General features: G+C 42.5%; 11 protein-coding genes. All 11 read left to right on the top strand.

Features of this window, described 5'->3' with window-relative positions; translation table 11 throughout:
* The first annotated feature begins 26 nt into the window (after positions 1-26).
* Positions 27-1,745 carry a lipase family alpha/beta hydrolase gene (locus tag GKR71_RS11530; RefSeq protein WP_036952969.1) on the top strand — a complete coding sequence of 573 codons (1,719 nt, stop codon included), beginning with the start codon at positions 27-29 and terminating at the stop codon, positions 1,743-1,745.
* A complete protein-coding gene (locus GKR71_RS11525) occupies positions 1,726-2,838 on the top strand; it encodes a T6SS immunity protein Tli4 family protein (protein WP_154599443.1) in 1,113 nt (370 codons plus the stop codon). Before GKR71_RS11530 ends, GKR71_RS11525 begins: the two co-directional genes overlap by 20 nt.
* A gap of 199 nt (positions 2,839-3,037) precedes the next feature.
* Entirely contained in the window at positions 3,038-4,162 is a 1,125-nt protein-coding gene (locus tag GKR71_RS11520; protein ID WP_154634309.1) for a T6SS immunity protein Tli4 family protein, read from the top strand.
* Between the two features lie 190 nt (positions 4,163-4,352).
* Positions 4,353-4,610, top strand: coding sequence for a PAAR domain-containing protein (locus tag GKR71_RS11515; protein WP_036952967.1), 258 nt, complete (start codon positions 4,353-4,355; stop codon positions 4,608-4,610).
* 17 nt (positions 4,611-4,627) lie between these two features.
* Complete coding sequence (locus tag GKR71_RS11510; RefSeq protein WP_154634308.1) at positions 4,628-5,713, top strand: hypothetical protein; 1,086 nt, start codon at positions 4,628-4,630, stop codon at positions 5,711-5,713.
* Between the two features lies 1 nt (position 5,714).
* Positions 5,715-9,068 carry an ImcF-related family protein gene (locus GKR71_RS11505; protein ID WP_154634307.1) on the top strand — a complete coding sequence of 1,118 codons (3,354 nt, stop codon included), beginning with the start codon at positions 5,715-5,717 and terminating at the stop codon, positions 9,066-9,068.
* A 20-nt stretch (positions 9,069-9,088) separates the two neighbouring features.
* A complete protein-coding gene (tssA, locus tag GKR71_RS11500) occupies positions 9,089-10,699 on the top strand; it encodes a type VI secretion system protein TssA (RefSeq protein WP_036952963.1) in 1,611 nt (536 codons plus the stop codon).
* 23 nt (positions 10,700-10,722) lie between these two features.
* Positions 10,723-12,474 carry a type VI secretion system baseplate subunit TssF gene (tssF, locus tag GKR71_RS11495; protein ID WP_036952962.1) on the top strand — a complete coding sequence of 584 codons (1,752 nt, stop codon included), beginning with the start codon at positions 10,723-10,725 and terminating at the stop codon, positions 12,472-12,474.
* A complete protein-coding gene (gene tssG / locus GKR71_RS11490) occupies positions 12,450-13,541 on the top strand; it encodes a type VI secretion system baseplate subunit TssG (RefSeq protein WP_154609584.1) in 1,092 nt (363 codons plus the stop codon). Before tssF ends, tssG begins: the two co-directional genes overlap by 25 nt.
* 15 nt (positions 13,542-13,556) lie before the next feature.
* A complete protein-coding gene (tssJ, locus tag GKR71_RS11485; protein ID WP_154634306.1) occupies positions 13,557-14,096 on the top strand; it encodes a type VI secretion system lipoprotein TssJ in 540 nt (179 codons plus the stop codon).
* Between the two features lies 1 nt (position 14,097).
* Positions 14,098-14,526 (top strand): type VI secretion system baseplate subunit TssE, encoded by a 429-nt coding sequence (gene tssE / locus GKR71_RS11480; protein ID WP_154634305.1) that lies wholly within the window; start codon positions 14,098-14,100, stop codon positions 14,524-14,526.
* Positions 14,527-14,544 lie beyond the last annotated feature (18 nt).

The following is a 14,544-nucleotide window of genomic DNA, read 5'->3' as shown; positions in this document are numbered from 1 at the left end:
CAGCGATTCCATTTTAAGGAGATTATATGGCCGATAAATCAGATCATGCAGCAAAAATTGGCGAGTGCCAGCACACTTCATATCATTTACCTCAATGGGATGAAAATGGGAAATGCAGTTGGGTTGATATCCAACGTCAACATAAATCCCTCAATGCTGAAGCGAAATGTATCGTACCGCCAACAAAAGTAATACCTATTATTTTTATCCCTGGGGTCATGGGAACAAATCTTAAAAGTAGTGTTGGTGAAGATTCTTGGAAAGCGGAATCGATTAAGGGGGCTGATACTCTTTGGTTTGTTCCTAAAGACGGTCATGAACGTAGAAAAACTTTAAACCCAGACACTACTACTGTTGAAAACAGGAAAACAAGTATTAGCTCTCGAGTTCATTCTCTCTTCCCTGATAATGGAAATCTACTCCCTACTAGACAGGAGCGGCATTGGGGTGAAGCGTTATATTTAAGTTATGGAAAATTTTTAGAATTTTTTCAATATGCTTTGTTGGATGATTGGCAGACTGATGTTTATCGTATGTATTCTGACGCTAAACTAAAACAATTCAAACGTTCAGGTGTATTAGCTAACTTAGTTAACCGAAAATTAGGGGATACTCATGACTCTCCGCTAACCGATCCTGAGCTAACGCACTTTAAACGCTTCCTCTTTTCTGTTCATGTTTTTGGCTATAATTGGCTGAAGGATAATGTTATATCCGCTGAAGAACTGACTAAATATATTGATGATGTTTTAGATATCTACAAAAATAAGCATGGGTATGGTTTAGCAGTAGAAAAAGTCATTTTAGTCACGCATTCTATGGGGGGATTAGTCGCTCGTTACGCAATGAGCCCCCCTGAAGGGGTTGAATTTAAAGGTTGTCAAGATAAGGTTTTAGGCGTTGTTCACGGGGTTATCCCTGATTTGGGGTCTCCTGCAGCTTATCGCCGAATGAAAACCGGAGCGGGTAAAGAAGATATTCCAGGGCAAGTTCTAGGAGGAAACGCAGAAAAATTAATGCCTGTTTTAGCTAGAGCACCAGCTCCATTACAATTACTGCCGTATCCGTCATACCCATCAGGATGGTTAAAAATTGATGGTGAGAGTGCATATCCTAAAGTAGACCCTTTTGACGAAATTTACTTACGTAATGATGTGTGGTGGAAATTGTATCAATCTGACATTATTGATTCCGATAATGCGAAGGTCACGAGTAATTGGGATGAATATGATAAATTAATGGAAGGTTCGGTTAGACCTTTTATGGAGCATCAGGAAAAAGGCTTTTATCACCCTAACACTTACGTATTTTATGGTAATGAAAAAGAATCCGATAATTATCTATCATGGAGTCGAGTTTCATATAAACGAGAAATACAACTGAGTGAGGATGCATTGCGACGTTTACCGGCCGTTAAAAATGTTCGATTTGAAAAACAATCAGATGGTAAAATGTATGTTATTCCTACAGGAGATGTTCCGCATTATTATTACAAAATAGATGACGATAATGTTTATGAGTTAGTTTCGTCGTTAGGCAAAGGTGATAGCACCGTTCCCATTGAGTCACTCAATAAAATAAAAATACATACATCAATTAAAAGTGTCTTGGCGACAAATGTTGATCATCAAAATGCTTATGCATTAGATGATACGGCTTATTCTGAATTTAGTGATGCCATTAAATTTACATTAAGATCAATAATTAAAATTGTACAAGAGGTTGATGCCAGTGCAGCTGACTAAATTACAAGCATCGTTCATGATAATTTTGTTTATGCTCATAATTTCATTTTTATGGCTCATTCGTGAAGTTGCTCCAGCTCCGTTAAGTGACAAGGAAAAGATTGTGATAGAAACTCTGTTTGATAAAACGAAACCTCAATGTATTGGTCGTTATGTTATTGATGTTCCTGCATCATTTAATAATAAATTGCAGGATAAGATATTTATTGATGATTTTAAAATTGAGAGCAAATTTATTTATCCCCCTGCATTTCGGCAACGAATTGAGTTACGAGAAAAGGAGTTAATAGAAAGAAAAACGAGTAAAGAAAATACACCTGTACTGAAGGAGGTTATACAATTGCCAGATGGAAAAGGCGTTATTTTCGATGCGAATCAGTCTGGATCTAATGATGCTTATAGAACATTAGAAGCTCATGTGTATGTTAATCATATCGCGTTTATAATTACTACTGACATCCGAGATCTTTCTGATAAAAAATATGAAAAAAGAAAAGCTAGCTTTTTAGCTAGAGGTGGAACAGAATTTCAATCAAACCAAAAACCAGCTAAATTAGCTGCTATGCAATCTTTGATCTCACGATTAAGTGGGCGGTTAGATCATGTCGTTCCCACAGAGAAAGGGGTTTGCATTCCTAATGGTTTTATTTTAGATGATAATAGTAAACAACAAGAAGATATTTATTTTTTATATGAAAATAGTGATTTTAGTTTAGCCATAAACATGGATCATCATGAGACGCCGCAAGATGAAATATTATTAAATAAATCTTTTGAAATAAAAAAAGCAATGGCGTTAAATAATATGCACACGTTTAAAAAAGGTGAAATAAAACCTAATGGAGTCCCTGCTCAAGAATGGCTAATGTATGGGAGACAAAAAGTTTATAACGAAGAAAATAACGAAGAGTCAGGATTTTCTCATTATTCTTTTCTTTTGAAGGTAAATCAAGGTACATCCTCTTTCGCTAAACCATTTTTAAGTATAACTTTATTTAACAATGATAAAGAAACAACATACAGTGATGCCGAAATGGTCGAAATTTGGGATCGAATTGCCAGCTCACTACGTTATAAACCCAACGCCTTTTAATTTAAAAACTATAATTAACCAATTGAATTTCAGGTAAAAATACCATTAATTACTCATATTAAATCATCATCTATCATCGCCTATTTCACTTTTATACATTATTATTTAGTAATAATGTATGTGGTGTGTTACTGGCCTAAAAACACCATGATTCTATTAAATAACGTTTTACCGTTAGATAGTAAAATAATAGGAACTAATGTCTGTGCGAATAATTAAGAATCACTATTGGGGTATAATCATACTTGTTGTGATTATGATACTTGTTGGACTCATTCTTTTTACAGAACAACAAGCAAACACCAAACTGAACGATAAAGAAAAAATCGTGGTAGACGCATTATTTGAAAAAACTAAACCTCAATGTATTGGGCGTTATATCATCGATGTTCCAATTAACTGGGAAAACGGTTCTCATGATAGTCTGTTTATTGATGATTTTCATATTGAAAGTAAATTTATTTATCCTCCAGCCTTTAAACAACGTATTGAACTCCGAGAAAAAGAATTAAGAGAATGGAAGCAAAGCACAGAAAATTCACCTGCACTTAAAGAAGTTATCCAATTGCCAAATAGTAAAGGTGTTATTTTTGATCGAAATGAGCCTGGGGCAGATGATGCTTATCGAGTATTAGAAGCTCATGTCTATGTTGACCATATCGCATTTATTATTACTACTGAAATCCGAGATTTTTCGGATAAAAAATATGAAAAAAGAAAAGCCAGTTTTTTAGCTAGAGGTGGGACAGAAGTTCAATCAAACCAAAAGCCAACTCGTTTAGCGGCTATGTATTCATTAATTTCTCGATTAAGTGGGCGATTAGATCATGAAATCCCGACCGATAAAGGTATTTGTATCCCGAATGGGTTCATTTTGGATGATGATAATAATAAGCACCAGCAAAAAATCGCTATGGTCTATAAAAATGATGAATTGTTATTGTTCTTGGAATCTGACAATCGTTATTTGGGGTCTAATGATACGTTACTAAATAGAGAAAAAGAGATAAATGAGGCAATGAAGCAACAAGGGTTACACACAATAAAAAAAAGAGATTTATCAATTAGTAATATTCCAGCACAAGAATGGTTAATGACAGGGAATCAGGAAATTTACCCTAAGGAAGAGAATAAAAGAATATCCAATTTACCATATTATGATTTTTGGTTTTTTGCCAATGAGGCAACATCAACTGAAATAATACCACTACTACATATTGGTATGAATAATCGAAATAAATTCACTTCATACAGTGATGCACAAATGGTCGAAATATGGGATCGAATTGTCGGCTCTCTGCGTTATAAGCCCAATGAATTTTAATCTATACAAAAGGGATAATAAATATCTAAACACTTAGCCCTATTTCTGATACGAATCCGAAAGGGAACGATAAAATAACGGTTAAAAAACACTGTGTATTTTGGTGGTTCAGATAAAAATGGTCTTCCATTATCAATGACTGAACTTTCGCATAAAGATAATAACGTTATTTCCAAAAGGTAGGTTCACAATGAAGGGATTTGTCTGTCTAGGTGACAAAAATACCCATGGGGGATATGTACTGTCCGCCTCATCAAGTTTATTCATTAATGGTAAGCAAGTTGCACGCATCGGAGATCTTGTTTCCTGCCCTAAACACGGAAATAACACCATTATAGAAGGGTCTGATTCCACTTTTGATAGTGGCATTGCTGTAGTGGTTGATCAGTGCCTATGTTCATGTGGGTGTCGAGTAATCAGTTCTGAGCCTACTACTTGTATAGAATAGATAAGGATATCAAACTAATGCATTGGAAAATCCCCTCTATCCCTGATAAAACACCGAGAAAGAATCCCAGCTATAAAGTTTTAATTGCCTTTTTCATAGGGATAGTTACCGCAATTTATGCTTATGGAGTAACATTACCTACCGAACAAAAAATGCGTTTATTTATTATCACATTACCTGTGACGGCTCTTTTATTTCTGGCATGTTTTAGTTTTTTATATATACGCTATCAGCATTCCGTAATCACCTGTAATAACTGGGAAAAAGAAAAGAAAATCACCGAAATGGAATGGCAGCATTGGTGCCAATCCTCAATTACATCTCTTGGTTATGTTAACTATACACCAGATAAAGATGGCGCTGGCGTATTTTTAAAAGATGACGAATCTATCCCAATGTTCCCAGATAAGCCACGGCAGTTATTCAACAAACAAAAAACTGATGAAGACCTTTTTTCAAAAATTGATAAAAATCTTGAAAAGCAGTGTCCAAACTACAGAGTGTATCTATCAAATATTTATATCTTCGATAATGAAAATCGCGTTGATAACAACCTACTAATTTACAATCAATGGCATCTTAAACCGACTGAGTCATCATCATATCAAACTATTTTCTCCGCTTATGACACTAAACATGAAGATACATTTTTGATTATTACTATCCAATCAGAACCAAAATTTAGTCAATTCGTTTCAGCTCAATTATTTTCAACTAATAATCAATTAATTAATCCAAGTCATTCTCGTGTAAGTATAGAAAGGATTATGGAGATTGATATGCAAGATATTGACAATGAAATAATCAAGTTTATCAACTATAGCGGAATATCAAGAAAGCATAGATTTCAGACCTGGGTAACAGAGTCCAAGCAAGATATAATTGATAGTATTCTAATCAATTATAGTGATAAAAAAATCGAATTTGATAAACATCGCCCTATTTACTCTCTAGCATTATCTTATTCAGTTCCCCATCCTAATGCATTTTTAAGCTATCTCTCGTTAGTGAGTGAAATAGCAAAAAAATCAGGTACAGATCAGGTTCTCATCCATTCTAATACTAATGGCTCTAGCTATGCCGTTTACATTCGCAGGTTTTAATATGATAAATAGAACATCTATCAGTTTACCTAGAGGGAAATTGTTTTTTATTCTTTTCCTCGTTGTTATTCTCTCATTGATAACTATGTTTTTTGTTTATCAATATAAACCTTTTGATACAAATCCATTCCTGATAGGAATATCTGTACTTAGTGTAATTGCTTTATTTCTTATTTCTTTTTATCCCATAAAAAATAAGTTAACACAAAAAAAACAACAAAAAGAATTCAAACCTCAAAATACCCCAATCGATTTGAATGCACCAACTAAAGAAATAAGCTTATTGCATAATCAAATTATTCAAGCACTACGCAACCAATACGGCACTTTCTGGCATTCCAAAGTCTCCATTCAGCTCCTCCTTGGCTCCCACTCCGCCGTCGAAAAACTTGCTCCTAGCCTGACGCAAGAAATCTGGCAAGAGTGTGATGGAACCCTACTTATCTACGGTGGCGATATCGGGAGTTCCATCGATTCAGAGCGACTAGAAACCCTCAAACACCTACGCCGACGTCGTCCGCTCGATGGCGTGATTTGGGTGACTGAAAACAGTATTTCGTCACAGCTTTTAGACAACAACGTCACGTTCACTAACCTCAATACCGCAACAGCCCACAATGCAGGGCGCGCTATCCAGAACCTCTTCCAAGAGTTAGGTTGGCGTGCACCGGTTTGGGTATGGAGTGTCAGTGACCAGCAATCCCTCAGCGCTGTTGAAACGCCCTCTATCCTCTGTATGACAGAGCAAAACATGCCAGCCGAGGCGCTATCCCCTAGCTTATTAAGCCTGATCCCTGCACTTGTGATCAACGGAACTCAAGCATTACTGCGCGAACAAAAACACACCTATCTACTCGCCTTAGCCCAATTTTTACAAAACGGTGGCAGCCAGCAGCTTGCAACCGCATTAGCACCACTCAATACCCAATTACGTACGCTGCCTTTTTCCGGCATCGCATTCAGCCCTTCTATCAATCCGTTAAATCAGCAACGTTTACCCAATAGTTGGCATCCTGATACCCGCTGGAAAAGCTGGTTGAATGTGCAGTCTGAACTGGCATCCGGTTTACAGCCTGCCTCTTTAGGCTTTGACAAAAAACGTCTCGTTCAATATGGCGCAGCCACCGCCATGACCTTATGGGGCGCGGGCATGATTGTCTCTTACTTCGCCAATCGCCAGCTTATTGAAGAGAGCTACCAAAGCGCGAGTGTCGCCGCTAACAGCCAATTACCGGAAACTGAACGCCTCAAAGCCCAGTACGATTTTCAGCAAACCCTAGGCTTACTCAATCATCGCGAACAAACTTCTGTGCCTTTCTGGCTCCATTTTGGGCTAAACAGTAATCAGCCACTATTAGCCCATTTATGGCCACTGTATCAACAAACGGTATTACCGCCTTTGCGTGATACCATCGCTCAACAATTGTCTCAACAATTACAGGCGTATGCTCAGCTATCCCCTAACAGTGATGACCGTCGCCAAGCCACCCAAGGGGCGTATCAAAGCCTAAAAACCTACTTAATGATGAGTACCCCTGAGCGCATGGATCCGGCGTTTTTTACTGACAGCGTGCTCTCGACTCTCCCCGTCCCGCAAGGAATGAACGAAGGCGAATGGCAAACCCTCGGTAAAGAATTACTTATGTTCTATGCCCAACAGCTACCGAAGCACCCCGAATGGCAATTAACTGCCAACAATAACCTGATTAATCAAAGTCGCACTTTACTCATTCGACAAATTGGTCAACGCAGCGAAAGTGCTACGCTATATCAAGAAGTGTTACTACAAGCGCAACATCAGTTCCCTGATATGACCTTAGATGATATGACGGGCGATACCGATGCCAGCTTTTTATTCACCACGGATGAGTTTGTATCAGGTATTTTTACCCGCAAAGCGTGGGAAGAGTCTATTCAACCTGCCATCAAAAAAGTGGTTGAATCTCGCCGCAGTGAAATTGATTGGGTATTGAGTGATAGCCAGCATGAACTTAGCCAAGATATTTCGCCTGATGCACTTAAGCAGCAGCTTACTGAACGCTATTTTGCTGACTTTTCTGATAGCTGGTTAAACTTCCTCAATAGCCTGCAATGGCGCCATACTGAAAGTTTGTCTGATACTATTGACCAATTATCTTTGATGAGCGATGTGCGCCAGTCACCCGTCATTGCATTGATGAATACCGTGGCTTACCAAGGGAAAACCGGACGCCAGCAAGAAAAGCTCGCCGATTCCTTTATGAACTCCGCGAAAGACCTGCTCAATAAAGAACAGAAACCCGTCATTAGTCAGAAAGCCGACTTTACGGGTCCGCTTGAAGATACCTTTGCCCCTATTCTGAATTTTGTGGACCCGCAAGCCACCGCGCAAACAAGCGATAACCTCAGCCTACAAGCCTATCTCACCCGCATAACCCGCGTGCGATTAAAACTTCAGCAAGTGGTTAATGCACCGGATCCGCAAGCGATGTCTCAATCCTTCGCGCAAAGTATTCTAGAAGGTAAAAATGTCGATTTCGCCGAAGCGCGGGATATGGGTAGTTTGATTGCCGCCAGCTTTGGGCAAGAGTGGCAAAGCTTTGGGGATGCGCTGTTAGTGGAGCCGATGACCCAAGCGTGGCAGCAATTACTCACACCAACCGCCCAAGGCATTAATAGCGAATGGCAAAATGCCATTGTCAGTGAATGGAATAACGCTTTTGGTGGACGCTATCCGCTAAAAAATACCCAAAGCGATATCTCCTTACCGTTGATGGCGCAATATCTGCGCCCCGATAATGGTCGGATCCAACGCTTCTTAGAAACTCGCCTACAAGGAGTTTTACGCAAAGAAGGCAACCATTGGGTACCCAATAGCACCAATGCCCAAGGATTACGCTTTAACCCTGCCTTTTTAACCGCGCTAAATACCCTGACAGAGTTAGGCGATGTGGCCTTCGCGAACGGGGAAGCGCGTCTCTATTTTGAAATGCGTCCAGGCACCAGTAAAAATGTGATGCAAACCATATTGGTGATCGATAAACAAAATCTCACTTACGATAACCAGTTCCCAGAATGGCAACGTTTTGTTTGGCCTGCCGATACCGTCGCGTCTGGCGCATCTTTAACTTGGATGACCACGTCATCGGGTACCCGACTCTATGGCGATCATCGTGGTGTTTGGGGTTTGATCCGTTTACTCGAAACGGCCAACGTCGCGCCTTATGCGGGCAGCACTAGCAGCTATACCGTCTCGTGGGTAACACCCGATGGCATCTCTCTAAATTACCAACTACGCACCGAAATGGGTCAAGGCCCGCTGGCGCTATTAAAACTGCGTAATTTCGTTTTACCTGAAAAAATCTTTTTGGATTAGCCATCGATAGGACATCACCTATGCCTTTATTAACTGCCTTGCGCACCGCTTGCTTTACTGGAAATCCGCTTGCTGCTAACCAGCTTGTTGAGCAACAAGTGGCACTATGGGAGCGCTGGCTACTGCCCATTACCGCTGAAAATCCAATGGGGGATGACCCCGGTTATGACGATGACTTCGAACGCATGAAAGAAGAAGTCAACAAACTCTCTGGGTCAGACACTGAATTAATTTGTGCTCTTGCCGAGAACCTCCTAACCAACGTCTGCAAAGATGCGCGAGTTATCACTTACTATATTTGGGCGCGTTTGCATCGTGAAGGGGAAACGGGATTAGCCGATGGGCTCGGTCTACTCACAGGATTACTACATCGCTACCATGACAGCCTACTACCTTCGCGCCCAAATAGCCGAAAAGCCGCCATCGAATGGCTGGCGGGTCAACGTGTCATCGACAGCTTATCCCTCTACCCTGAGGTGGATAGCAACGAATTTTCCCGCATTGTGGCACTACTTAGCGCGATCGTGGATGAGTTTAATACGTGGGATGAAGCAAGCCGCCCTAACCTTGCCCCCCTCTTACGGGCTTTAGAAAATCGGCTCGCCCAATCCGGTGGGGCTGATAGCGTCATCCCGCAAAATATCAAAGCGTCGGAAAATGTCGCGACAAAGCAAACGGCCTCGGGGATCAGCCCTATCGCCCCCATACAATCAGGTCGTGAGCTGCTCGACCAAGCCAAAGTGCTTGCCAATTATTTGCGTAATCAACCCAACGGCTGGCTGTCGGGTCACCGGCTGATGAAATCTGTCCGTTGGGATACCCTGCACCAATCGCCACCACAGAACCAGCATGGTTGCACACGTTTAGCCCCACCGCGCTCGGATGCGAAAGCCCAATTAAAACGTTTATATCTGCAACAAAACTGGTTGGAGCTCACCGAACAAGCCGACCGCCTATTTGCTGAAGGCGTTAACCATTTTTGGTTAGATGTTCAATGGTACCTACACCAAGCGCTCAGTAAATCTCCCGCGCCTTGGAACGGTTGGGCAGACGTTATTGCCTCGGATTTAAAACAATTTTTATTGCGCCTACCCGGGTTAGAAAATCTCGCATGGGAAGATGGCACCCCCTTTGCTGATGAAGTGACCCTCGCGTGGATCAAACAACAGATTCTGGAAGATAACATTCAGTCTCTGCACTCTATGCCAGTTCAAGGCGCGGATGACGATGATAACGGCTCGATATTTGCCTTAGAGCAAGAAGCATTAACGCAAGCCGATACCGAAGGGGTAGAAGCCGCCTTAGCATGGTTAATGTCTCGCCCGAATATTCAGACCACCCGCCAAAAATGGCTATTGCAATTGGTAATGGCAAGAGTGGCAGAGCAGTTTGCCCGTCATGATTTGGCGCTGAACTTATTGCGTGAATTAGACAATCGCGCTGAACACATGCAACTGGCTGATTGGGAACCGCATTCCCTGTTTGAAGTCAAAGCCCGCCAATTACAACTTCTGCGCGGTAAAGCGCAACGTAACACACCGGATAAGGCCGAGTTACATCACCAAATGTCTGAGTTATTGGCTCAATTGACTCGCTTAGATCCTGTCCGAGCGCTAGTACTCTACCCTTAAATTAATCAGTGAGAGTGATACGAATGGATGATTTAACCCTTCGCTATTATGATGCAGAAATGCGCTATCTACGCGAAGCTGCGAAAGAGTTCGCCCAAGCTCATCCCGACCGGGCGGCACTATTAGATTTAGATAAAGCCGGCATTCCCGACCCTTTTGTTGAGCGACTATTTGAAGGTTTTGCCTTTTCGATGGGGCAACTTCGCCAAAAGATTGATGATGATTTACCTGAATTAACGGAAGGATTGGTCAGCCTACTCTGGCCTCATTATTTACAAACCATCCCTTCACTGTCCGTGGTTGAACTCGCACCGGATATTCACGATATGAAATTATCGTCGGTGATCCCTGCCAATTTTGAAGTACTTTCACGCCCGATTGGCGAAAAGAAAACCGTTTGTCGTTACCGCACCACGCGGGATTTAACCTTAAATCCCATTGCGCTATCCACAGTGAATTTAACCACTGAGCCTGATGGACGTTCCGTGATCCGATTACGCTTCGATTGTGCAAAACTTGTCGATTGGAAACAGAGCCCACTTGGGACCATTTCCTTTTATTTGGCGGGTGACGTTCCAACCACTTACGCCCTGCATCTGGCTCTCACTAAACATGTCGCGGCGACCTATATCCGTTTACCGTCATCCCCTGACCGCGTTCGTTTGCCGCTGTGGTTTTCCCCTGGGGGATTTGCTGAAGAAGATCAATTGTGGCCCAAAGGAGATAGTACTTTTAGTGGCTACCAGTTGTTGCTGGAGTATTTTTCTTTTCGCGAAAAGTTTTTCTTCGTCAACTTAAACGGGCTTGAAGAGATTCAATTACCCGAAGGATTAAGTCACTTTGAGCTGGAAATTGTACTCGATACCCTGTGGGATAGCGACATTCCATTAAGTCACGATAACCTAAAATTGCACAGCGTTCCGGTGATCAACTTATTCAATATTGAAGCTGATCCACTCACCGTTAACGGGTTAGAAAGTGAATATTTACTGCGTCCCCGCCGTCTACAAGATGGACACACCGAAATTTATGCTGTCGATACGGTTCATGGAACAAGGCGAGGTGAACACATTCACTATGTTCCATTCAGCAGCTTTCGCCATCGAGGCGGTATGTTGCGACGCAATGCACCAGAACACTACTACCACACTCGCGTTAAGCGCGGGGTCAGCGGGTTACATGATACATGGCTGATTTTAGGGGGAGAACGCGAACAGCCGACCGCTGCTCTTGAAAGTGAAACCTTATCTTTGCAATTAACCGGCACTAACGGGCAACTTCCACGCAAAGCGCTGCAAAGTACATTGCTCGACAGAACCGAAGAAACGCTACAAACCCAATTGCAGGTTCGCAATTTATGCAAGCCAACCCTGCCTTGCTATCCCCCAGCAGAAGACCGATTTCATTGGCGCGTTCTCAGCCACCTTGGCGCCAGCTTCCTCAATATGATGGACAACGTAGAGGTATTGCGCGGCACATTGGCACTCTATGACTGGCGAGAGGATGATTTAAACAGCCGCAAACTCGATGCCATGATCCACGTTGAACAGCACCTTATTGAGCGTTTCGAAAAAGGCTTTTTACAGCGCGGTATTGCCATCGATATCACTCTTGATAGCAACGGATTTAACGGTGAAGGGGATATTCATCTCTTTGGTGAAATGCTCAACCGCTTTTTCGCACTGTATACCGACGTGCATCTATTTAACCAATTGACTCTCCATATTTTACCAACAGGAAATAGCCTCACATGGACAGAGAACCATCCTCAGTAAATCAGCTTTTTGATGCGCTAGGGGAGCGTCTACCACTGGTTAACTTCTATCGGTTTTGCCAACTGCTAGAACAGAGTAATAAACAGCGCCCGCCACTTGGTAGCACCCAAGACCCGAAAACAGATGTTATCCGGTTTCGTCCCCATCGTGGGATGGGTTTTCCTGTCACCGAAATTAAAGGCATCGACATTGAAGACCGCTACCGAGATAGCAACACACCCAGTATTCGAACTACCTTTTTAGGGTTATATGGTGTCACATCACCGTTACCCACCGCCTACCTCGATGACATCGCACAACAGCGGGAAGGAACCGAATCGCTCACGGACTTCTTGGATATTTTTAACCATCGGCTCACGACGCAGTTTTACCGTATTTGGCGAAAATATTCCTATCCAGCAACTTTTTCCGCAGGTGGCGAAGATGAAACATCCCAGTATTTGTATGGGTTAATTGGCTTGGGGATCCCCGGCACTGCTCAACATGTGCAAGCGCCTTTATCCCGCTTTCTCGCCTTACTGGGCACGTTACGTTTTCCAACCCGCACCGCAGAAGGCGTTGTGTCACTCGTAAAATTACTCGCGCCTGACACTCATGTGAAAATCAAACCCCATGACCCGCGGCGTATCGAGCAAACAACTCAAACAGGGCTGTCGTGCAAAACCCCAATGACCTTAACCAATAAGCCCGTTTTAGGTCAGTATTCTACCGATGTAAACAGCCAAATTTTGATTACCTTACAGACAGATAACTTTGATGAAGCCCGCAATTGGCTGCCTGACGGACAGCTGTATCAAGATTTAATGGCGCTATTGCATGTTTACCTAGGGTCAAGAGTCAATGCCCGTCTTTGTCTTAAATTACCCAGAAAGTTGCTCCCTAACGCAACGTTAAGCTCGCAATCTCACCAAGGTGTTCAGCTGGGACGGACCGCCGCGATGGGCACATTGGCGCCTAATGTCGCTCTCCGCGAACACATTATTACCTTAAATCTGGGGCGCTATCAGCGATTATCGGCAACATCACACTCTACGCCGCCCTCACATTACGCTAATTATCGATTCTGATTCCGGGACTCTCCTATGAAACACATCCCTTTATTGCCATTTTGCGGCAAAACATTGGTGCTTCTGACTGCATTAAACCTCACTGGATGCGGGCTCACTCAAATGGTCAGCGATGGCACTCGCAGTGCAGCAAGCGCGATATTTTATAAGCAAGTGAAAGTCGTCCATCTTGATTTCGTGGCACGTGAAGCGCTCAATACCGATGATACAGGCGCATCGCTGTCCACCATCATTCGTGTATATCAATTGAAAGATACTGAAAGCTTTGATGAGAGTGACTACGCATCGTTATTTGCCAAAGATAGCCAAGTACTAAAATCCTCTCTCGTGGTACAAAAAGATTTACGCATTCGCCCGGGTGAGTCGATTTCCCTTGATATGCCCCTTGAAGACGGCGCTGAATTTGTTGCCATCGCCGTGATGTTCCATCACCCAGACCTTATCACCGATGACTGGCGCGTAGTGATCCCCAAAAAGCGGTTACTACCGGATGACCCACGCTTACTCACCCTTACTGATAACTCCATGACCTTAAAACCACTTGGAGAAAAATAGCATGTCCCAGCCTTCATTATATGAAATGTTGACGGGGTATTTTGCGGGAGGATTGGATATTGATACTATCCCAGAACATGACCAAGTGATGGTTTCTGTGATGGACAATATTCGCCGCATTCTCAACGCCAGAGCGGGCAGTATCGAGCACCTTCCCGACTACGGGCTACCAGATATGAGTAAAATGATCCAAGGTCTCCCCGGCACTGCTCACAATATGATGACCATTTTATCGGCAACGTTACTCAAGTATGAGCCCCGCATCAAATCACTCTCTTTAGTGTTATTACCGCAAAACAGCTTTGGGGCACTCCATTACGCCCTTGAGGTTGAATTACATGAGCAAGGTTTGATCCGTTATGGCACTGAATTTATGCCGGATGGGCGCATTCTCGTACACCATCTAAAAAAACAATTCTATACGATTTAAACTGACGACTGCGTGAGA

Origin of the sequence: Providencia sp. wls1922 (assembly GCF_009706505.1) — a bacterium.
GTDB classification, from domain to species: domain Bacteria; phylum Pseudomonadota; class Gammaproteobacteria; order Enterobacterales; family Enterobacteriaceae; genus Providencia; species Providencia lanzhouensis.
The sequence above is the reverse complement of the archived record's forward strand: the minus strand, read 5'-3'. Positions and strand labels throughout refer to the sequence as shown.

Excerpts from the sequence above, each read along its gene's own strand:
- GKR71_RS11530 (WP_036952969.1), top strand. The coding sequence starts at position 27 with ATGGCCGATAAATCAGATCATGCAGCAAAAATTGGCGAGTGCCAGCAC.
- GKR71_RS11525 (WP_154599443.1), top strand. The coding sequence starts at position 1,726 with ATGCCAGTGCAGCTGACTAAATTACAAGCATCGTTCATGATAATTTTG.
- GKR71_RS11520 (WP_154634309.1), top strand. The coding sequence starts at position 3,038 with ATGTCTGTGCGAATAATTAAGAATCACTATTGGGGTATAATCATACTT.
- GKR71_RS11515 (WP_036952967.1), top strand. The coding sequence starts at position 4,353 with ATGAAGGGATTTGTCTGTCTAGGTGACAAAAATACCCATGGGGGATAT.
- GKR71_RS11510 (WP_154634308.1), top strand. The coding sequence starts at position 4,628 with ATGCATTGGAAAATCCCCTCTATCCCTGATAAAACACCGAGAAAGAAT.
- GKR71_RS11505 (WP_154634307.1), top strand. The coding sequence starts at position 5,715 with ATGATAAATAGAACATCTATCAGTTTACCTAGAGGGAAATTGTTTTTT.
- tssA (WP_036952963.1), top strand. The coding sequence starts at position 9,089 with ATGCCTTTATTAACTGCCTTGCGCACCGCTTGCTTTACTGGAAATCCG.
- tssF (WP_036952962.1), top strand. The coding sequence starts at position 10,723 with ATGGATGATTTAACCCTTCGCTATTATGATGCAGAAATGCGCTATCTA.
- tssG (WP_154609584.1), top strand. The coding sequence starts at position 12,450 with ATGGACAGAGAACCATCCTCAGTAAATCAGCTTTTTGATGCGCTAGGG.
- tssJ (WP_154634306.1), top strand. The coding sequence starts at position 13,557 with ATGAAACACATCCCTTTATTGCCATTTTGCGGCAAAACATTGGTGCTT.
- tssE (WP_154634305.1), top strand. The coding sequence starts at position 14,098 with ATGTCCCAGCCTTCATTATATGAAATGTTGACGGGGTATTTTGCGGGA.